Source organism: Streptomyces sp. ITFR-21, from assembly GCF_031844685.1.
Classification (GTDB): Bacteria; Actinomycetota; Actinomycetes; order Streptomycetales; family Streptomycetaceae; genus Actinacidiphila.
The window spans coordinates 1,062,497-1,082,500 of record NZ_CP134605.1; the positions used below are offsets into that span (position 1 = coordinate 1,062,497).

Here is a 20,004-nt window from a genome sequence, read left to right on the forward strand (position 1 = left end):
CGTCGCGAAGACGTATTCTGCTCGAACGCATTGCGCGAGCAGCGAGCAGACCGGCACGGCACCATCCCTTGCCCTCTTCCGGATCACCGAGCTCGTCATAGATCCGTCATAGATCCAGAACAGATCGCACCGCAGATCCAGACCGGAACGGCTCCGGACCTGAGGTGTCTTGTTCCCCCATACCGACCGTCCCAGTGGGGCGGCGCCGTGTTCGACTGGAGTTGCACGTGGCCGGGCGTATCGAGGACTACGCACTCATCGGTGATATGCAGACCGCCGCCCTGGTCTGCGACGACGGGACGGTCGACTGGCTGTGCCTGCCGCGGTTCGACTCTCCGGCGGTGTTCGCCGGTCTGCTCGGCACCGACGAGCACGGTTTCTGGCGGCTGGGCCCCGCCCATCCCGCCGGCGCCGAGCCGCCGACGGCCACCCGCCGCCGGTACCGGGGCGATTCGCTCGTCCTGGAGTCGGAGTGGGACACCGCCCGCGGCACCGTCCGGGTGATCGACTTCATGCCGCCCCGGGACGGCGCGCCGCAGCTGGTCCGGATCGTGGAGGGGGTCCGCGGCCGGGTGCCGATGTGCTCCAGCCTGCGGATGCGGTTCGCCTACGGGCAGGTCACGCCGTGGGTGCACAAGGTGGGCGACCGTACGGTGGCGGTGGCCGGGCCGGACTCGGTCTGGCTGGACACCGAGGTGGACACCTACGGCGAGAACCTGACCACCTACTCGGAGTTCACCGTCGCCCCCGGGGACCGGCTGTCCTTCACCATCAGCTGGGAGCCCTCGCACAAGCCGCAGCCCTCGCTGCCGGAGCCCGACGTGGCGCTGGCCAACACCGAGGACTTCTGGCGGGAGTGGGTCGAGCAGTGTACGTACACCGGTCCCTACCGGGAGGCGGTCGTACGTTCGCTCATCACTTTGAAAGCGCTCACCTACGCGCCGACCGGCGGGATCGTGGCCGCGCCCACGACGTCCCTGCCGGAGGACATCGGCGGAGTGCGTAACTGGGACTACCGCTTCACGTGGCTGCGGGACGCGGCGATCACGCTGTCCTCGCTGCTGCGCACCGGCTACCGGGACGAGGCCCGCGCCTGGCGGGAGTGGCTGCTGCGGGCGGTGGCCGGCGACCCGGAGAACCTGCAGATCATGTACGGCATCGCCGGCGAGCGCGAGCTGGGCGAGAACGAGCTGCACTGGCTGCCCGGATACGAGGGCTCCGCGCCGGTCAGGATCGGCAACGGGGCCGCGCACCAGCTCCAGTTGGACGTGTACGGCGAGGTGACCGAGGCGCTGCACCTGGCCCATATGACCGGGCTGGCCCGCAACGACTACGCGAGCATCCTGCAGCTGAAGCTGATCCGCTATCTGGAGAAGCACTGGAACGAACCGGACGAGGGCATCTGGGAGGTGCGCGGACCGCGCCGCCACTTCGTGCACTCCAAGGTGATGGCGTGGGTGGCCGTCGACCGCACGGTGAAGCTGATCGAGTCCGGTGAGGTGGACGGCCCGCTGGAGCGGCTCAAGGAGCTGCGCGAGGACATCCACTACGACGTGTGCGAGAAGGGCTACGACCGGGAGCGCAACACCTTCACCCAGTCGTACGGCTCCCGTGAGCTGGACGCGTCGCTGCTGCTGATCCCGCAGATGGGCTTCCTGCCGCCGGACGACAAGCGGGTGATCGGCACCATCGAGGCGATCCAGCGGGAGCTGTCCACCGAGGACGGCTTCGTGATGCGCTACCCGACCTCGGCGGCGTCCACCGGTGACGAGAACCTGGACGGGCTGCCCGGCGACGAAGGGGCCTTCCTGGCCTGCTCGTTCTGGCTGGCGGACGACCTGGCGATGATCGGCCGGGTGGAGGAGGCGCGGCGGCTGTTCGAGAAGCTGCTGGCGCTGCGCACCGACCTGGGCCTGCTCGCGGAGGAGTGGGACCCGCGCCGGCAGCGCCAGGTGGGCAACTTCCCGCAGGCGTTCAGCCATGTGCCGCTGATCGACACCGCGCTGCGGCTGACCGCCGCCGGGGCGTTCCGGGCCTGAGCGTCATCGGGTCTGTGTCTGGGACTGGGTCAACTCGTCGTAGACGCTGAGAACTTGGGCCACCGTGTCATCCTCGGTGGCCCAAGTGGCGGCCTGGGCGCGGCCGGCCGCGGTGAGGGCGGTACGGCGGCCCGGGTCGCCGAGCAGTGCGGTGACCGCTTCGGCCAGCGCGGCGGCGTCAGCGTAAGGGACCAGGACGGCGGCGTCGCCGACGAGTTCGCGGGTGCCGCCGACGTCGGTGGCGACCAGGGGGACTCCGGCGTGCAGTGCCTCCTGCGCGATCAGCGACCTGGCCTCCCAGCGGCTGGGCAGGATCACCAGGTCGGCCGCGGACAGCAGCCGGGGGACGTCGGCGCGGCGGCCGAGCAGCAGCACCGGCAGCCGTTCGGCCTCGATCCGCCGTTCCAGGGCGGCGCGTTCCGGTCCCTCGCCGGCGATGGCGACCAGCGGTCGCGGGGCGAGGCCGGCCCAGCGGGCGGCGGCGTCGAGCAGCACGCCGTAGCCCTTGCCGGGTTCCAGCCGCCCGACGCTGAGCAGCAGCGGCCGGTCGACCGCGCCGAACTCCGCCCGGGTCTTCTGCCGGCGGCGCTCTCCGTCGGCCGGCGGCCGCGGCGGTCCCGGGACCGGACGCGGTACGCCGACGGGCGCCAGCCGGACGTCGCGGGCGCCGTGGCCGCGGGCCCGGTCCACCAGGTCGGAGGAGACCCCGAGGACCACGGTGGCGCCGCGGAGCGCCCGCCGTTCCAGCCAGCGCAGCATCCGGCCGTCGTCGGCGGGGGCGTCGCCGCCGTGCCAGGTGACCACGAGCGGGATGCGGCGCCCGCCGAGCGCGAGGGCGGCCAGCAGTCCGGCGCGCAGCCCGTGAGCGTGCACCACGCCCGCGCCGGCGCACACCGCCCGCAGGGTGCCGATCGCGGGCGCGTCGGCGGCCGGGTGGCGGCCGACGGCCAGCGGGACGAAGCGGGCACCGGCGCCGGCGAAGCCGTAGTCGGCCTCAATGGCGGCGGGTCCGCACACGGTGACCTGGACACCGCGGGCGACCAGGCCGCCGGCCAGCGAGTTGACGTGGGCGCCCGCCACCGTACTCAGCACGTGCACGGCGTGCAGCGGCCCCTGGACGGGGTGCGAGGTGCTGCTCACGCGGGGTAGCGCTCCTGACTCGGTCCATGACGGTAAGGGGTGCGGGCGTCTCGGCGACCTTTCAAGGATGCCAGCCCTGACCCGCTCTCCCGGTCCGGGGCTCACCCACACGGGTACGCCGCCCGTCGCAGTTCAAACGTGCCGCAGCCGCGATACGTTCCACCGCCACCGAGTTCCACCGCCACCGAGTTGCGCCGGCCGGCGAGGCGCGCCGCCCGGCCCGGGAGGGCGCCCGAAGGGAAGCGGCCCGCCGCGCGGGGCTCCGCGCCGGGTCAGCGCGCGGCCTTCGCGGCGGCCAGCAGCTCCTCGGCGTGGGCGCGGCCCAGTTCGGAGTCCTCCAGGCCGGCGAGCATCCGGGACAGCTCCCGCACCCGCGCCTCGCCTTCCAGGACGGTGACCCCGCTGCGCGTCACCGACCCGTCGTTCGTCTTCTCGACCAGCAGCTGCCGGTCGGCGAAGGCCGCCACCTGCGGCAGATGGGTGACGACGACGACCTGCGCGGTACGCGCCAGCCGGGCCAGGCGCCGCCCGACCTCCACCGCCGCCTTGCCGCCGACACCGGCGTCGACCTCGTCGAAGAGGTAGGTCGGTACCGGGTCGGAGCCGGCGAAGACCACCTCGACCGCCAGCATCACCCGGGACAGCTCGCCCCCCGATGCGCCCTTGGCGATCGGCCGGGGCGGCGAACCGGGGTGCGGCGCCAGCAGCAGCTCCACCTCGTCGGCCCCGGTCGGCCCGTACAGCACCGCCCGGCCGCCGACGTCCACCCCCGCCTCGGGGTCGGCGCTCTCCGTCTGCCGGATGGCCACCGTGACCCGGGCGTGCGGCATGGCCAGCTCCGCCAGTTCCGCGGTGACGGCCGCGGCGAAGCGCTCCGCCGCCTCCTCGCGGGCGTCGGTGAGGCCCTGGGCCAGGCCGCTCAGCTCATCGCGCAGCACATCGCGTTCGGCGGCCAGCCCGGCGATCCGGTCGTCGTCGCCTTCGAGTTCGGCCAGCCGGGTGGCGCTCCTCGCGGCCCAGGCCAGCACCCCGTCGATGTCCTCGGCGTACTTGCGCACCAGGTGCGCGAGCACCGCCCGGCGTTCCTCGACCGCGGCCAGCCGCAGCGGGTCAGCGTCCAGGTCGTCGGCGTAGCCGGCCAGGTCGCCGGCCACGTCGCCGAGCAGGATGCCGACCTCGCCGAGCCGCGCGGCCAGCGCCGACAGCACCGGGTCGTGCCCGCTCACCGCGTCGAGCGCGCGCTGCGCGCCGGCCACCAGGGTGCCCGCGTCCACCCCTTCGGGGTCCTCGGGGTTCCCGGCGAGGGCGGCGTGCGCGATGGCCGCGGCGGCGGCCAGCCCTTCTGCGTGCCCGAGCCGCTCCGCCTCGGCGGCCAGCTCCAGGTCCTCGCCGGGCAGCGGCCCGGCCGCGGAGACCTCCTCGACGCCGAACCGCAGCAGGTCCGCCTCCTGGGCGCGTTCCCTGGCCCGGGTGGTCAGCTCCGCCAGTTCCGCGGCTACCTCCCGCAGCCGCCGGTACGCCGACGCGTACTTCGCCAGCGGCACGGACACCGCCTCGCCCGCGTACCGGTCCAGCGCCTCGCGCTGCCGGGCGGGCCGCAGCAGGCCCTGCTGGTCGGTCTGCCCGTGCACGGCCACCAGGTCGTCGGCGAGTTCGCCGAGCAGCCCGACCGGGACGGTACGGCCGGCGACGTACGCCCGGGACCGGCCCTCGGCCGACACCGTCCGGCTGATCAGCAGCTCGCCGTCGTCCAGCTCGGCGCCGGCCTCGGCGGCGCGGACCGCGGCGCGCGCCGCCGGGTCCATCGTCAGCCGGCCCTCGACGACCGCCTGCTTGGCGCCGATCCGGACCAGCGCCGGGTCGGCCCGGCCGCCGAGCAGCAGGCCGAGGCTGGTGACGACCATGGTCTTGCCCGCGCCGGTCTCGCCGGTGACAGCGGTGAAGCCGGGTGACAGTTCCACCACGGCGTCCTCGATGACTCCCAGCGACCGGATCCGCATTTCCTCCAACACGGATACGACCATACGAGGTTTGCCGCCCCCCGCGCGACGGGCGTCCCCGCGTGCCCCCGCCGGGCGACCGGGCCGTACGCGGTGCGCGTCCGGCCGCCGCCTAGGGTTTGCCGGGTGGATCTGCGCGGCGTCGCGGGGCCCGCCCGCACGCCTGCGGCGTTCCCGCCGGTCGACGACACACCACACCGCCTCCCCTCCTCGGCCTCGCGGCCGCAACGCATGGGACCCCGCTCCCCGATCCGCGCGGATCCACCCGGCCTGCCCTAGTGCGGAGCGCCCCGCCAGCCCGCGACGGGCAGGGCGAACTTCGCCACCAGCCGGTCGGTGAAGGAGGCGTGGTGCAGCCGGGCCAGCTTGACCGGGACCGCGCCGCGCCGTACCTCGACCCGGGCGCCGGCGGGCAGTTCCACCGTCCGGCGGCCGTCGCACCACAGCACGCCGTGCGGTGTCTGGGGCTGCACCTCGACGGCGAGCACCGAGCGCGGCGAGGTGACCAGCGGCCTGGCGAACAGCGCGTGCGCGCTGATCGGCACCATGAGGAGCGCCTCCACCTCGGGCCAGACCACCGGGCCGCCGGCCGAGAACGCGTACGCGGTCGAGCCGGTGGGGGTCGCGCAGACCACCCCGTCGCCGCCGAACCGGGAGACCGGTCGGCCGTCGACCTCGGTGACGACCTCCAGCATCCGCTCGCGGGACGCCTTCTCCACCGACGCCTCGTTCATCGCCCAGTCGGTGTGCACGATGTGGCCGCCGTTGCGGACCAGTACGTCGAGGGTCATTCGCTCCTCGACCTCGTACGCGCGGGTGACCACCCGGTCCACGACCTTGTCAAGGTCGTCCCGCTCGGCCTCGGCGAGGAAACCGACCCGGCCGAGGTTGACGCCGAGCATCGGGACCCCGGAGGCGCGGGCGAACTCGGCGCCCCGCAGCAGGGTCCCGTCGCCGCCCAGCACGATGATCAGCTCACAGCCCTGTACGGAGCCGGGGCCGATCTCGCCGACCAGCTCCACGCCGGCGGGCAGCGGCAGGTCGGCGGCCTCGTCCTCCAGCAGCCGTACGCCGATACCGCTGCCCAGCAGCCCGTCGACCACCCGCACGGCGCTGCGGATGGCCGCCTCGCGCCCGGTGTGGGTGAGCAGGAAGACGGTACGGTCCTGGGTTTCGCTCTTCGCGGACGACATGGTCACCGGGGCCCCTCTGCCACAGCACGGTCGACGTCGGCCGGGTCCAGCGCGGGCGCCCCGGTCCGCAGCCACAGGAAATACTCCACGTTCCCGGACGGGCCGGGCAGTGGGCTCGCGGTCACCCCGAGGACGCCGAGGCCGAGGCCGGCGCCCTGTTCCGCGACCTTGCGGACGCTCTCGGCGCGCAGCCGGGCGCTGCGCACCACCCCGCCGCTGCCGAGGCGCTCCCTGCCGACCTCGAACTGCGGTTTGACCATCAGCACCAGGTCCGCGTCGGGCGCGGCGCAGCGCACCAGGGCGGGCAGCACCAGCCCGAGCGGGATGAACGACAGGTCGCCGACCACCAGATCGGCCGGCCGGTCGCCGATCATGTCGGGCGTCAGCTCCCGTACGTTCGTGCGGTCCAGTACGGTCACCCGGTCGTCGCTGCGCAGCGACCAGGCGAGTTGTCCGTATCCGACGTCGACCGCGACGACCTCGGCGGCGCCGGCCCGCAGCAGGACGTCGGTGAAACCGCCGGTGGAGGCGCCCGCGTCCAGCGCCCGGCGGCCGGCGACGGCCAGCCCGCGGGGGGTGAACGCGGCGAGCGCCCCGGCGAGTTTGTGCCCGCCGCGCGACACGTACTCGGGTTCGCCGGCGGCCTCGGCCACCAGGACGGGGGCGCTGGTCTCCACCTGCGTGGCCGCCTTGGTCGCGGTGGCGCCGGCCACGGTGACCCGGCCGGCGGTGATCAACTGGGTCGCGTGCTCCCGGGAGCGCGCGAGGTTCCGGCGCACCAGCTCAGCGTCGAGTCGGCGTCGTGCCACGTACGGTTCAGCCCCTGTTCTCGTCCAGCGCGGTGAGCGCGTCCCGCAGTTGGCGGTGCACATCCTCGTAGACCTCGATGTGCCCCTGGGTCGGCAACTCGTCCGCGTCGCCGAGCCGCACAACCGCGGCGTCCACCTCAGCATTCCCCGTCGCGCCCACGACGACTCCCAGCGGCGTCGGTTCCGCCGGGCCGGGCACGGGGGCGGGGGCGGGGGCCGCGGCGGCGCCGCGGTCAGGGGCCGCCGTCCCCGGCGCGGTCCCGTAGGACCGGTCGGCCGGCCCCTCACTCACCGTCGGCCCCCGGAGCCTGCGGGGACGGCCTGGGGACGGGGACCTTCCTGGCCGGGGCCGTCTTCCCGGCGACCGTGGTACGGGCCGGGTTGGCGGTACCGGCCGGCGGAGCCGCCTTCTTCGCCGCGGACTTGGCGGTCCTGGCGTTTCTGGGGGTCTTGGCGGGCGGGGTCGACTCGGCGGTCTTGGCGGTCTTGGTTGGCGGGGTCGACTTGGTTGGCGGGGTCGACTTTGCCGTCTTGGCGGGGGTGGGGGCGGGGGCGGCCGGGGCGGTCTTCACGCGCTTCGCTGGCGCGGACTTCCCCGCGGGCACGGCCTTTTCCGCCTGCGGCGCCTTCCTCGCCGGCGCGGTCCTCCTCGCCGGGGCGGCGGGCGGCTCGGCGGCGTCCCCGGCGGCCGGCGCCTTCCCGGTCGGGGCCGCCCTACGGGTGGTCGCCGCCTTCTTCGCGCCGACCGTGGTCCTGGTCGTGCCCGAAGCGGCGCCGGAAGCAGCGGCCTTGCGCGTGGCGGCCGTCTTCCCGGCCGCGCCCTTCCGGGCCGCGGCGGCCTTCTTCGCAGGGGCGGGCGCGGGGGCGGGCGCGGGCTTCGCGGGAGCCGTCCCGGCCGCGGCCCGCTTCCCGGCGCCGGCCGCGCCCTCGTCCGCGGGGGCCGGTTCCGGCTCCACGGTCACGTGCTCGACCTTCGGGGCGGTGCCGGGGCCGGAGGGGGCACCGGCGCCCGGGGCGGGCTCCCCGTGGCCCTCCAGGTTGCGGATCCGGCGCTCCAGGGTCTCCAGGACGACACCGACCTTCGTCACCTCGTCGGCGATCCGGCCGACCCGGCCCATGGTCTTGTCGACCTCGTCGCGGATCAGCCCGAGCAGCAGGTCGCGGTTGGCCCGGCCGGAAGCCCGCAACTCGTCGGCGAGGGCCTGCACCTCGGGCGGGATGGCCGACCCGATCCGCTGCTGGAGGCCGCCGACATCGATTCCCGCCTGGTCCAGCAGGTCCCTGGCCGCATCGACCGTACGGCGCCGGGTGGCCTCGGTCAGGCCGCCCGCGATCTGCAGACAGGTACGCAGCGCGTCCCGCATCGCTCACACTCCTCGCCTCGCCGTTGACGCATGTGCTCACGACGCTACCGCTTCCGGCCCCCCGGCCCCGCTCACCGGTCCTGCGGTACCTTCGTCCGGACGTACCGTGAGACCGGGGGGACACCGCGCCGATGGCCACCGTTGAGCAGTGCCGTGCCGCACTCGACCGGTTCTCGGCGAGCATCGCCGGGGCCGAGGGCGACGTGCGCTCGGCGACCGCGCTGGACCGGTCGCTGAGCTGCCGCATCACGGATCTGGACACCACCTTCGTGGGCCGGCTGGCCGGCGGCCGGATCCAGGACGTGACGACCGTGGCGGGCACGCCGGCCGACAAGGCCCAGATCCGGCTGGCGATGACCGGCGACGACCTGCTGGCGATGGTCGGCGGCCGGCTCAGCTTCGCCCGTGCGTGGAGCAGCGGGCGGGTCACGGTGCGGGCGAGCCTGCGGGACGTGCTGCGGCTGCGCTCGCTGCTGTAGGGACCACCGGCGCCCGGCGTGCGGCCGGCACCACCAGCGGGGTGCCGGTCTCCGGGTCCTCGATGATCCGGCAGCGCACCCCGAAGACCCGCTGTACCAGTTCGGCGGTGATGATCTCGGCGGGCGGGCCCTGCGCCTCGACCCGGCCGTCGCGCATGGCGATCAGGTGGGTGGCGTAGCGCGCGGCCTGGTTGAGGTCGTGCAGTACCGCCACCAGGGTGCGGCCACCGCGCTCATGCAGTTCCGCACACAGGTCGAGTACGTCGATCTGGTGCTGGATGTCGAGGAACGTGGTCGGTTCGTCCAGCAGCAGCAGCGGGGTCTGCTGGGCCAGCGCCATGGCGATCCAGACCCGTTGCCGCTGGCCGCCGGACAGTTCGTCGACATAGCGATCGGCGAGCGCGGCCACCCCGGTCGCCGCCATGGACTCGTCGACGATCCGCTCATCCTGCGCGGACCACTGCCGCAGCAGCCCCTGGTGCGGGTAGCGGCCGCGGGCGACCAGCCCGGAGACGGTGATGCCGTCGGGCGCGACCGAGCTCTGCGGCAGCAGGCCGAGCGTCCTGGCCACCGCCTTCGCCGGCAGCGAGCCGATCGCCTGCCCGTCGAGCAGGACATGGCCCCGGGCGGGCTTGAGCAGCCGGGACAGCGCCCGCAGCAGGGTCGACTTGCCGCAGGCGTTGGGGCCGACGATGACGGTGAAGGAGTGGTCGGGGATCGCCACCGACAGGTCCTCGGCGACCACCCGCCGGTCGTAGGCGAGGGTGACGGCTTCGGCGCGCAGCCGGCGGCCAGGCGGCGCGTCGGCGGGAGCGGCCGCGGCGGCGCCCGGAGCGGCCGTGCCCTGAGCGGCGGCGGCCGGAGGGGCGGAACCGCCGGGAGCCGGGTCGGTCGACTTGTCGGTGCGGACACGGGTCATGCGGTACTCCACGGGTTCTGCCGTCTTGTCGGCACGTCGTCTCGTCGTCTCGTCGTCTCGTCGTCTCGTCGTCTCGTGCTGTCGGTACGCCGTCCCGGCGCCCGGCTCATATCCGGCCGGCCCGGCGTTCGGTGACCAGCAGCCACAGCAGATAGCCGCCGCCCAGTACTCCGGTGGACACCCCCACCGGCACCTGCCCGGAGCCGAAGGCGCGCTGCGCGGCCCAGTCGGCGGCCACCAGCAGAGCGGCGCCCATCAGCGCGGCCGGCAGCAGGCCGACGCCGGGCGACCGGGTCAGGCGGCGGGCGAGTTGCGGCGCGGTGAGCGCGACGAAGGAGATCGGCCCGGCCGCGGCGGTGGCCGCGGCGGTGAGCAGCACCGCCGCGAGCACCGTGACCAGCCGGGTGCGCTCCACCCGTACGCCCAGCGCGCTGGCCGCGTCGTCACCCATCTCGGTGATCCGCAGCGCCGGCCCCTGGAGCAGCAGCACCGGCATGAGCACCGCGCAGACGCCCAGCAGCGGCCACACCTGGCCCCACTCGCGGCCGTCGAGCGACCCGGTGATCCAGACCACCGCGCGGGCCGCGTCCACGAAGTCCGCCCTGACCAGCAGGTAGCTGTTGACGGCGGCGAGCACGGCGGAGGCGCCGATCCCGACCAGCACCAGGCGGTAGCCGTGCACCCCGCGTTTCCAGGCCAGCAGGTAGACGGCCAGGCCGGTGAGCAGCCCGCCGACAACGGCGCCGACCGACACCTCGTACGAGGGGCCCTTGAACAGCACGATCACGATCAGCGCGCCGACAGCCGAGCCCTGTCCGAACCCCACCACGTCGGGGCTGCCCAGCGGGTTGCGGGCGACGGTCTGGAAGGCCGCGCCCGCCATGCCGAGCGCGGCGCCGACCAGCAGCCCCACCACGGCCCGGGGCAGCCGCAGTTGGCGGACGACGAAGTCCTGCCCGGCGTCGCCGTGCCCGGTCAGCGTACGCAGGACGTCCGGCGGCGCGATCCGGTAGTCGCCGGTGCCGATCAGTACGACGGCCACGGCCAGCGCGGCGACGAGCAGCAGCGCGCACACCAGCAGGGCCCGCCGGTCGACGCGTACCGAGACGCCGCCGGTGCGCAGCACGCCCTTCCCGGGAGCGCCCTCGCGCGGGCCGCCTCTCCCGCCGGGGCCCACGGCCCCGGCGTCGCCGTCGCCGGCGTCGGCACCCGCCATGGCGGCCTCCTTCGCGGCGGGGCTCACAGCTCCGCCATCTTCCGGCGCCGGACGAGCACGACGAAGACGGGCCCGCCGAGCACCGCCGTGACGATGCCGACCTGGAGTTCGCCCGGCCGGGTGACCAGCCGCCCCACCACGTCGGCGGTGAGCAGCAGCACCGGGGACAGCACGGCCGCGTAGGGCAGGATCCAGCGCATGTCGGGCCCGGTGATGCCGCGGACCACGTGCGGCACCATCAGCCCGACGAAGACGATCGGCCCGCAGGCGGCGGTCGCGGCGCCGCACAGCAGCGTGACGGCCAGCATCACCAGCACCCTGGTACGGGTCAGCTGGGCGCCGAGGCCGCGGGCGGTGTCGTCGCCGAGTGCCACCGCGTTGAGCGGCCGGGCGGCGGCCAGCGCCAGGACCGCGCCGGCCGCGATGAACGGCGCCACGTCCCGGACGGTCGCCATGTCGGCGGCGGCCAGCGAGCCGACCTGCCAGAACCGCATCCGGTCCAGGGCCACCCGGTCGGTGAGCTGGACGGCGTTGGTGTAGCCCTGGAGCAGCGCGGTGATCGCGGTGCCGGCCAGCGCGAGCCGTACCGGCGTGGCGGACCGGCTGCCGCCGACGGCGTAGACCAGCGCGGACACGGCGGCGGCACCGCCCAGCGCGAACCACACGGAGCCGGTCACGGACGTGACGCCGAAGAAGCTGATCGCGGAGACCACCGCCGCGGCGGCGCCGGCGTTGACGCCGAGCAGTCCTGGGTCGGCGAGCGGGTTGCGGGTCAGGGCCTGCATGGCGGCGCCGGCCACGCCCAGGGCGGCGCCGGCCAGCAGGCCGAGCAGTGTACGCGGCAGCCGGAGCCCGCGGACCACCACGTCGTCGTCGGTCCCGGCGTAGTGGAACAGGCCGTGCCACACCTGCCCGAGCGGGATCTCCTTGGCGCCCAGCGCGAGACTCGCGAGGGTGACGAGCGCGAGGAGCCCGACGGCCAGCAGCAGTCCGGCGGTTCGTCCGGCGTTCGCCCTGGCGACGCTGCCGCCGGGTGCGGCGGTGGCCGGCGGCAGGTCCGGGGCAGGCGAAGGCGCGGGCGCGGACGCGGGCGCGGGCGGGAAGTCCTGGTCGACCGACACAGAGATAAGGTTAGCCTAACCTCGCCGTCGCGCCCCCGAACAGAGCGGTATCCGCCCGTACTTCCCGTTCCGCACCTGTGCCGGGAACGTCCCGCCCGTCCTCGCGGGCGACATCCCGCGACCGCGCCGGACACACCGGAGCGGGCCGGCCGCGGGCGGCGACGGGCGGGGGGCGGCCCGGACCGGCGAAGGGCCCGCCGCCGCCCACCGAACCGCACGGTTCACGCGGCAGGCAGCAGGCCGGCCAGCAGGGGCACCTCCCAGTCCCCCTCGCCATCCGCCGCCGCCCGCCGCCCGCCATCCGCCGCCATCCGCCACCGCCCGCCGCCATCCGCCGCCATCCGCCACCGCCCGCCGCCATCCGCCACCGTCAGCCGCCGCCCGCCACCGTCAGCCGCCGCCCGCCACCGTCACGCCGTCCAGGCTCAGCCGGGCCAGCGCCTTGCCCGGGTCCAGGGAGCAGGTGCCGTCGCCGGCCGCCGTCCAGGCCGCGGCGCACAATGCCCGCAGTCCGTCGAGCGCTTCGCCGTCCCCCTCCAGCGCGAGCGCGTCGGGCGCGGCCGAAGCCGTCCATCCCCCGCACGTGAACCCGCCCGCCGCCTCCCCGACCGGCGGATGCGCCACCAGCAACCCCCGCAGGTCCGCGGCCACATAGGTCGGCCGGTGCTTCGGCTCGGCGGCCAGCAGCTGCCGGGCCGTGCTCACCCCGGTGAGGACCAGCAGCGAGTCGACACCCCCCGCGTCCGCCCCCTCGATGTCCGTGTCGAGCCGGTCCCCCACCACCAGCGGCCGCTTCGCCCCGGTCCTGATCACCGTCTCCCGGTGCATGGGGGGCTGCGGCTTCCCCGCGACCTGCGGACGCGCCCCGGTCGCGATCCGGACCACCTCCACCGCCGCCCCGTTGCCCGGCGCGATGCCCCGCGCGCTGGGGATCGTCAGATCCGTGTTGGACGCGAACCACGGCACACCGGCGTTCACCGCGTACACCATCTCCGTGAGCTGCGCCCACCGCAGCTGCGGCGAGAACCCCTGCACGGCCGCCACCGGCCCGTCCGCCACCGACTCGACCGGCACCAGGCCGCGTTCCCGCAGCGCCTCGATCAGCCCCTCCCCGCCGACCGCCAACACCTTCGCCCCGGCCGGCACCTGACCGGCGATCAGCCGGGCCACCGCCTGCGCGGAGGTGATCACGTCCTCGGCGCCGGCCGGCACGCCCAGCCGGGTCAGGTGCTCGGCGACGGTCTGCGGGGTACGGGACGCGTTGTTGGTGACGTACGCCAGCCGCATGCCGTGCCCGCCGGCCGCAGCCAGGGACTCCACCGCGTGCGCGATGGCGTCCCCGCCCGCGTAGACCACCCCGTCGAGATCGAGCAACGCGGTGTCGTACGCGGTGTCGAGCGGTCGTTCGCTGCCGTCCGGCCTGGTCCGCTGGGTCATGGCGGGCTCGCTCCTCGTCGTGGTGTCGATGGCTCGATCATCCCTCATGCCCGGTGGGCACACGACGTAGCATGCGCTGATGAGCACCTCCGGCACCGACCGCCCCGCGCGCCCCGGCCCCGAGCGCGGTCTGCGCCTGGAACCCTTCCGCGGCCTGCGCTACGTGCCGGAACGCGTCAGCAGCCTCGCCGCGGTCACGGCGCCGCCGTACGACGTCGTGGTGCGGCCCGGCGAGCAGCGGCGGCTGGAGACCGCGGACCCGTACAACCTGGTGCGGCTGATCCTGCCGGAGGCCCCCACCGCGGCCGAGCAGCACCGCAAGGCGGCGCGGACGCTCGCCGAGTGGCGCGCGGACGGCGTGCTCGCCGCCGATCCGCGCCCGGCGCTCTACATCTACGAACAGCTCGACGGCGACCGCCCGCAGCGCGGTGTCATCGGCGCGCTGCGGCTCAGCCCGCCCGAAAACGGCGTGGTACTGCCGCACGAGGACGTGATGGAGGGGCCGGTCGCCGACCGCGCCGCCCTGATGCGCGCCACCAGGGCCAACCTCGAGCCGCTGCTGCTCGTCTACCGCGACGGCGGCCGGACCGCCCGCGTCATCGAGCGGACGGCCGCCGGCACCCCGCCGCTGCTGACCACCACCACCGAGGACGGCGTACGCCACCGCCTGTGGGCGCTCACCGGCCCCGCCGACCTGGCCTCGGTCCAGGGCGACCTGGCGACCCGTCGGGCCATGATCGCCGACGGCCACCACCGCTGGGCCACCTACCGCCGCCTCCAGGCCGAGCACCGCCCCGGCGGCCCCTGGGACTACGGCCTGGTCCTGCTGGTGGACTCCGCCCGCCATCCACCGCGGGTACGCGCCATCCACCGCGTGCTGCCGCGGCTCCCGCTCGCCGTGGCCCTCGCCGCCGTCCAGGAGGCCTTCCGGGTCAGGGCCCTGGCCGGCCCGCTGGACCGGGCGCTCGCCGCGCTGGCCGAGGCGGCGGCGGACGGCAACGCCTTCCTGCTGGCGGGCGACGGCTTCCATCTGCTGGACCGCCCGCGACCTGACCGGCTGGACGCCGCCGTGCCCCACGACCGGCCCGAGCTGTGGCGCCGGCTCGACGCCGCCGTACTCCACCACCTCCTGCTCGACCGCCTCTGGCAGGTTCCCGACGCCCCCGGGTACGCCCGCTACGTCCATGACGCCGCCTCAGCCGTCGAACTCGCCGAGCGGCACGGCGGAACCGCCGTCCTGCTGAGTCCGGTACGGGAAGACGTAGTACTGGAGCTGGCCCGGCAGGGCGTGATGATGCCGCCCAAGTCCACCTCCTTCGGGCCCAAGCCGGCCGGTGGCCTGGTCATCCGCAGCCTGGACCTGTGAAAGCGCCGGGGGCGGCACCCGCGGTGTGCGGGTGCCGCCCCCGGCGGCCGGCCGGGCCACTGCCCGGCTCGTGTTTCTGTTCCCTGTTCCCTGTTCCCTGTTCCCTGTTCCCGCGCCCGGACCTGGTCCTGGCCGGCCTCGGCTCAGTCCTCGTCGCGGTCGTCGCTCGGGGGCTCGCGGAAGGGCGAGTCGAGGAAGGAGGAGGGAGCGGGCTCGCCGGCCGACTCGGGCTTCGCCACAACGGGGCTCTCGTCATCCGCCGCGTCGTCGTCCCCGTCGTCCTCCACATCGTCATCGTCGAAGTCGTCGGCGTCCCCGGCCTCGGCTGCGGCTGCGGCTGCGGGTGCCGCGGGTACGTCGCCGGTCGCGTCGTCGATGTCCTCAGCGTCCAGGCCGTCGTCTTCGGCGTCTTCGTCTTCTTCTTCGTCGTCCTCGTCGAAGTCGTCGGCGGCCAGGTCCTCGTCGGTCGCGTCGTCAGTCGGCTCGGCGACCCGGCCGGTGTCGGCACCGGGAGTGGCCGCGGTGCCGGTGGCGCCGCCCGCTCCGTCCTCGTCCGCCCCGTCCTCGGCGGCGTCCTCCACGACGTCGACGAACTGCAGGCCGTCGAGCTGGGCGAGGCGGTCGGAGGCATCCGTGGTGCCGTTGTGATCGGCTTCCAGCGCCTTGGCGAACCAGTCGCGGGCCTCGTTCTCCCGGCCGACCCCGAGCAGCGCGTCGGCGTACGCGTACCGCAGCCGCGCGGTCCACGGGTGCACCGCGCTGGCCGCCAGCTCAGAGCTCTGCAGGGTGACCACGGCCGCCTCGGCCTGGCCCATGTCCTGCCGCGCGCCGGCCGCGACCAGCCGCATCTCCACCTGGCCGGCCTTGTCCAGCTTCTGCACCTCGGGCGCGCCGGCCATCTCCAGCGCCCGCTCCGGCCGTCCGAGCCCGCGCTCGCAGTCCGCCATGACCGGCCACAGGTCCACCGTCCCGGTCATCCGCCGGGAGGTACGGAACTCCGCCAGTGCCTCGGCGTACCGCTCGGTGGCGTACGACGCGAAGCCCGCCGCCTCCCGGACGGCCGCGACGCGCGTCGCCAGCCGCAGCGCCACCCGCGAGTAGGCGTAGGCCCGCTCCGGGTCCTCGTCCAGCAGCTGGGCGACCATCACCAGGTTGCGCGACACATCCTCGGCGAGCGTCTTCGGCAGGCTCATCAGCTCCTGCCGCACGCTCGGGTCGATCTCCTGTCCGGTCACCTCGTCGGGGATGGGCAGCCGCTTGATCGGCTCGCGGTCGTCGCGGTGCTCGTCACGGCCGCCCCGGTTCTCGAACCGCCCGCGTCCCTGTACCGCCGGCCGACGGCCGAAGTCCCGGCCGTCCCGGTCCCCGCCGCCCTCACGACGCGGCCCGCGCGGCCGGTCGTCCCGCTGCTCGTAACGCGGCCTGTCCTCGCGCGGACGGTCGTCACGCCGGAAACCGCCGCCGGTCGGGCGGTCGTCCCTGGGCCGGTCGTACCGCGGGCGGTCGTCGCGGGGGCGGTCGTCGCGCGGCCGATCCGGCCGGTCGCCCCGCTGCTCGTAACGCGGCCTGTCCTCACGCGGACGATCGTCACGTCGGAAGCCACTGCCGCCGGTCGGGCGGTCGTCACGCCGGAAACCGCCGCCACTCGGCCGGTCGTCACGGCCACGGTCGTCCCTGGGCCGATCGAAGCGCGGGCGGTCGTCGCGGGGGCGGTCGTCGCGCGGCCGATCCGGCCGGTCGCCCCGCTGCTCGTAACGCGGCCTGTCCTCACGCGGACGATCGTCACGTCGGAAGCCACTGCCGCCGGTCGGGCGGTCGTCACGCCGGAAACCGCCGCCACTCGGCCGGTCGTCACGGCCACGGTCGTCCCTGGGCCGATCGAAGCGCGGGCGGTCGTCGCGGGGGCGGTCGTCGCGCGGCCGATCCGGCCGGTCGCCCCGCTGCTCGTAACGCGGCCTGTCCTCACGCGGACGGTCGTCACGCCGGAAGCCACCGCCGCCGGTCGGCGGGCGGTTGCCGGCGGGACGGTCGTAGCGGGGCCGGTCGTCACGCCGCGGGGCGCCACCGAAGCGGTCGTCGCGGGGGCGGTCGTCGCGTCGGAAGCCACTGCCGCCGGTCGGGCGGTCGTCCCTACGGAACCCGCCGCCGCGGTTGTCATCCCGCCGCGGACCACTCGGCCGGTCGTCACGGCCACGGTCGTCCCTGGGCCGATCGAAGCGCGGACGGTCGTCCCGGGGACGGTCGTCCCGGCGGAAGCCACCGCCGGTGCCACCACCCACCGGGCGGTTGCCGGCGCTGCCGGCAGGACGGTCGTAGCGGGGACGGTCGTCACGCCGGAAGCCCCCGCCACTGGGCCGGTCGTCACGCCGCGGAGCGCCGCCGGAGCGGCCGTCCCTCGGACGGTCGTCGCGGCGGAAGCCGCCGGCGCCACGGTCATCACGACGAGGGGCACCACGGTCGTCATCACGGCGGGGGCCGCGGGGGCGGTCGTCACGACGGTCGTCACGCCGATCGGCGCCGCGGTGGTCACCGCCGCGCGAGTCCGGACGCGCGGGGCGTTCGGGTCGTTCTTCGGGTGAGTTGGACATCGTCGTGACTCCTGTTGTCGGGTCGTGCTGCTGTAGTGCGAGTCTCCCGTATCGTCCGGGAGATCGCGCATCGAGGGAAAACAAAAGGACCCCCGGTCCCAGCGCTTAGGCCAGGACCGAGGGTCCAGAAAGATTGTTCGGCGGTGTCCTACTCTCCCACAGGGTCCCCCCTGCAGTACCATCGGCGCTGAAAGGCTTAGCTTCCGGGTTCGGAATGTAACCGGGCGTTTCCCTAACGCTATGACCACCGAAACGCTATCGGGTCATCCCGTAGTCAACGGGATTTCGACAGTGTCCTAGCGAACAAGCACACTTTTTAGTTGTGTGAACTGGTTCAACCGGTGCGACTGTTCGCAACCCGGGAACCAAACAGTGGACGCGAGCACACATGGACAAGCCCTCGGCCTATTAGTACCGGTCAGCTCCACCCCTCACAAGGCTTCCACATCCGGCCTATCAACCCAGTCGTCTACTGGGAGCCTTACCCCATCACGTGGGTGGGAGCCCTCATCTCGAAGCAGGCTTCCCGCTTAGATGCTTTCAGCGGTTATCCCTCCCGAACGTAGCCAACCAGCCATGCCCTTGGCAGAACAACTGGCACACCAGAGGTCCGTCCGTCCCGGTCCTCTCGTACTAGGGACAGCCCTTCTCAAGACTCCAACGCGCGCAGCGGATAGGGACCGAACTGTCTCACGACGTTCTAAACCCAGCTCGCGTACCGCTTTAATGGGCGAACAGCCCAACCCTTGGGACCGACTCCAGCCCCAGGATGCGACGAGCCGACATCGAGGTGCCAAACCATCCCGTCGATATGGACTCTTGGGGAAGATCAGCCTGTTATCCCCGGGGTACCTTTTATCCGTTGAGCGACGGCGCTTCCACAAGCCACCGCCGGATCACTAGTCCCTACTTTCGTACCTGCTCGACCCGTCAGTCTCGCAGTCAAGCTCCCTTGTGCACTTACACTCAACACCTGATTACCAACCAGGCTGAGGGAACCTTTGGGCGCCTCCGTTACCCTTTAGGAGGCAACCGCCCCAGTTAAACTACCCACCAGACACTGTCCCTGATCCGGATCACGGACCGAGGTTAGACATCCAGCACGACCAGAGTGGTATTTCAACGACGACTCCACCACGGCTGGCGCCGCGACTTCACAGTCTCCCACCTATCCTACACAAGCCGAACCGAACACCAATATCAAGCTATAGTAAAGGTCCCGGGGTCTTTCCGTCCTGCTGCGCGAAACGAGCATCTTTACTCGTAGTGCAATTTCACCGGGCCTATGGTTGAGACAGTCGAGAAGTCGTTACGCCATTCGTGCAGGTCGGAACTTACCCGACAAGGAATTTCGCTACCTTAGGATGGTTATAGTTACCACCGCCGTTTACTGGCGCTTAAGTTCTCAGCCTCGCCACACCCGAAGGCACGACTAACCGGTCCCCTTAACGTTCCAGCACCGGGCAGGCGTCAGTCCGTATACATCGCCTTACGGCTTCGCACGGACCTGTGTTTTTAGTAAACAGTCGCTTCTCGCTGGTCTCTGCGGCCACCCCCAGCTCACACCGCACGGGCGATCACCAGAAATGGCCCCCCTTCTCCCGAAGTTACGGGGGCATTTTGCCGAGTTCCTTAACCATAGTTCACCCGAACGCCTCGGTATTCTCTACCAGACCACCTGAGTCGGTTTAGGGTACGGGCCGCCATGAAACTCGCTAGAGGCTTTTCTCGACAGCATAGGATCATCCACTTCACCACAATCGGCTCGGCATCAGGTCTCAGACACATGTCACCCGGATTTACCTGAGCAACGCCCTACACCCTTACCCCGGGACAACCACCGCCCGGGCTGGACTACCTTCCTGCGTCACCCCATCGCTTACCTACTACTTCCCTGGACCAGCGGCTCCACCACTCCCACCTCATCCGAAGACTCAGCAGGCGGCTTCACGGCCTTAGCATCAGAAGACTCAGTACTGGGCGTTCCAAAGCGGGTACCGGAATATCAACCGGTTGTCCATCGACTACGCCTGTCGGCCTCGCCTTAGGTCCCGACTTACCCTGGGCAGATCAGCTTGACCCAGGAACCCTTAGTCAATCGGCGCAAGAGTTTCCCACTCTTGTATCGCTACTCATGCCTGCATTCTCACTCGTGAACCGTCCACCACTGCCTTACGGCGCAGCTTCACCCGGCACACGACGCTCCCCTACCCATCACAGCCCCCGTTAGGAGTCAATACTGCAATGACACGACTTCGGCGGTACGCTTGAGCCCCGCTACATTGTCGGCGCGGAATCACTTGACCAGTGAGCTATTACGCACTCTTTCAAGG

General features: G+C 73.2%; 14 protein-coding genes, 2 rRNA genes and 1 pseudogene (1 of these 17 running past the window's edge). 4 read left to right on the plus strand and 13 right to left on the minus strand.

Annotation, left to right across the window (positions count from 1 at the left end):
• Positions 1-194: 194 nt before the first annotated feature.
• Entirely contained in the window at positions 195-2,039 is a 1,845-nt protein-coding gene (locus RLT57_RS04790) for a glycoside hydrolase family 15 protein (RefSeq protein WP_311296113.1), read from the plus strand.
• A 3-nt stretch (positions 2,040-2,042) separates the two neighbouring features.
• Here the strand turns inward: RLT57_RS04790 and RLT57_RS04795 are convergent, their stop codons facing one another.
• From RLT57_RS04795 to RLT57_RS04820, 6 genes are all read right to left on the minus strand, one after another.
• Positions 2,043-3,179 carry a glycosyltransferase family 4 protein gene (locus RLT57_RS04795; RefSeq protein WP_399128045.1) on the minus strand — a complete coding sequence of 379 codons (1,137 nt, stop codon included), beginning with the start codon at positions 3,177-3,179 and terminating at the stop codon, positions 2,043-2,045.
• 272 nt (positions 3,180-3,451) lie between these two features.
• The gene (gene recN / locus RLT57_RS04800; RefSeq protein WP_311296114.1) at positions 3,452-5,203 is read right to left on the minus strand and encodes a DNA repair protein RecN; all 1,752 of its coding nucleotides are present in this window, start codon (positions 5,201-5,203) and stop codon (positions 3,452-3,454) included.
• A gap of 251 nt (positions 5,204-5,454) precedes the next feature.
• A complete protein-coding gene (locus tag RLT57_RS04805) occupies positions 5,455-6,372 on the minus strand; it encodes an NAD kinase (protein ID WP_311300573.1) in 918 nt (305 codons plus the stop codon).
• Between the two features lie 2 nt (positions 6,373-6,374).
• Positions 6,375-7,181, minus strand: a complete 807-nt coding sequence (locus RLT57_RS04810) for a TlyA family RNA methyltransferase (protein WP_311296115.1) — start codon at positions 7,179-7,181, stop codon at positions 6,375-6,377.
• A 7-nt stretch (positions 7,182-7,188) separates the two neighbouring features.
• Positions 7,189-7,317 (minus strand): hypothetical protein, encoded by a 129-nt coding sequence (locus RLT57_RS33245; protein WP_399128048.1) that lies wholly within the window; start codon positions 7,315-7,317, stop codon positions 7,189-7,191.
• Positions 7,318-7,465: 148 nt separating this feature from the next.
• Complete coding sequence (locus RLT57_RS04820; protein ID WP_311296117.1) at positions 7,466-8,545, minus strand: histone; 1,080 nt, start codon at positions 8,543-8,545, stop codon at positions 7,466-7,468.
• Between the two features lie 131 nt (positions 8,546-8,676).
• Here RLT57_RS04820 and RLT57_RS04825 point away from each other — a divergent pair, with 131 nt between their 5' ends.
• Positions 8,677-9,024: a sterol-binding protein gene (locus RLT57_RS04825; protein WP_311296118.1), complete on the plus strand. Its 348-nt coding sequence runs from the start codon at positions 8,677-8,679 to the stop codon at positions 9,022-9,024.
• Here the strand turns inward: RLT57_RS04825 and RLT57_RS04830 are convergent.
• The 4 genes from RLT57_RS04830 to RLT57_RS04845 form a co-directional block, all read right to left on the minus strand.
• Positions 8,972-9,943, minus strand: a complete 972-nt coding sequence (locus tag RLT57_RS04830) for an ABC transporter ATP-binding protein (protein ID WP_311296119.1) — start codon at positions 9,941-9,943, stop codon at positions 8,972-8,974. The genes RLT57_RS04825 and RLT57_RS04830 overlap by 53 nt on opposite strands.
• Positions 9,944-10,049: 106 nt before the next feature.
• Positions 10,050-11,159, minus strand: coding sequence for a FecCD family ABC transporter permease (locus RLT57_RS04835; RefSeq protein WP_311296120.1), 1,110 nt, complete (start codon positions 11,157-11,159; stop codon positions 10,050-10,052).
• Positions 11,160-11,182: 23 nt separating this feature from the next.
• Entirely contained in the window at positions 11,183-12,214 is a 1,032-nt protein-coding gene (locus tag RLT57_RS04840; protein ID WP_311300574.1) for a FecCD family ABC transporter permease, read from the minus strand.
• 456 nt (positions 12,215-12,670) lie between these two features.
• Positions 12,671-13,717 carry an HAD-IIA family hydrolase gene (locus RLT57_RS04845; protein ID WP_311300575.1) on the minus strand — a complete coding sequence of 349 codons (1,047 nt, stop codon included), beginning with the start codon at positions 13,715-13,717 and terminating at the stop codon, positions 12,671-12,673.
• 79 nt (positions 13,718-13,796) lie between these two features.
• Between RLT57_RS04845 and RLT57_RS04850 the strand changes: the two genes are divergently transcribed.
• The gene (locus tag RLT57_RS04850; protein WP_311296121.1) at positions 13,797-15,083 is read left to right on the plus strand and encodes a DUF1015 domain-containing protein; all 1,287 of its coding nucleotides are present in this window, start codon (positions 13,797-13,799) and stop codon (positions 15,081-15,083) included.
• Between the two features lie 589 nt (positions 15,084-15,672).
• On the opposite strand, the pseudogene RLT57_RS04855 reads toward RLT57_RS04850, so the two are convergent.
• A pseudogene (locus RLT57_RS04855) lies at positions 15,673-16,345 on the minus strand (hypothetical protein); the annotation flags it as partial.
• 18 nt (positions 16,346-16,363) lie between these two features.
• Between RLT57_RS04855 and RLT57_RS04860 the strand changes: the two are divergent.
• Positions 16,364-17,662 (plus strand): hypothetical protein, encoded by a 1,299-nt coding sequence (locus RLT57_RS04860; RefSeq protein WP_311300924.1) that lies wholly within the window; start codon positions 16,364-16,366, stop codon positions 17,660-17,662.
• A gap of 144 nt (positions 17,663-17,806) precedes the next feature.
• Here RLT57_RS04860 and rrf read toward each other — a convergent pair.
• A 5S ribosomal RNA gene (gene rrf, locus RLT57_RS04865) occupies positions 17,807-17,923 on the minus strand.
• A gap of 136 nt (positions 17,924-18,059) precedes the next feature.
• Positions 18,060-20,004, minus strand: a 23S ribosomal RNA gene (locus RLT57_RS04870) (it continues 1,182 nt past the right edge of the window).

What these genes read in the sequence shown, in the direction of transcription:
- recN (WP_311296114.1), bottom strand. Translation starts at nt 5,203, where the DNA reads ATGGTCGTATCCGTGTTGGAGGAAATGCGGATCCGGTCGCTGGGAGTC.
- RLT57_RS04805 (WP_311300573.1), bottom strand. Translation starts at nt 6,372, where the DNA reads ATGTCGTCCGCGAAGAGCGAAACCCAGGACCGTACCGTCTTCCTGCTC.
- RLT57_RS04820 (WP_311296117.1), bottom strand. Translation starts at nt 8,545, where the DNA reads ATGCGGGACGCGCTGCGTACCTGTCTGCAGATCGCGGGCGGCCTGACC.
- RLT57_RS04825 (WP_311296118.1), top strand. Translation starts at nt 8,677, where the DNA reads ATGGCCACCGTTGAGCAGTGCCGTGCCGCACTCGACCGGTTCTCGGCG.
- RLT57_RS04830 (WP_311296119.1), bottom strand. Translation starts at nt 9,943, where the DNA reads ATGACCCGTGTCCGCACCGACAAGTCGACCGACCCGGCTCCCGGCGGT.
- RLT57_RS04835 (WP_311296120.1), bottom strand. Translation starts at nt 11,159, where the DNA reads ATGGCGGGTGCCGACGCCGGCGACGGCGACGCCGGGGCCGTGGGCCCC.
- RLT57_RS04845 (WP_311300575.1), bottom strand. Translation starts at nt 13,717, where the DNA reads ATGACCCAGCGGACCAGGCCGGACGGCAGCGAACGACCGCTCGACACC.
- RLT57_RS04850 (WP_311296121.1), top strand. Translation starts at nt 13,797, where the DNA reads ATGAGCACCTCCGGCACCGACCGCCCCGCGCGCCCCGGCCCCGAGCGC.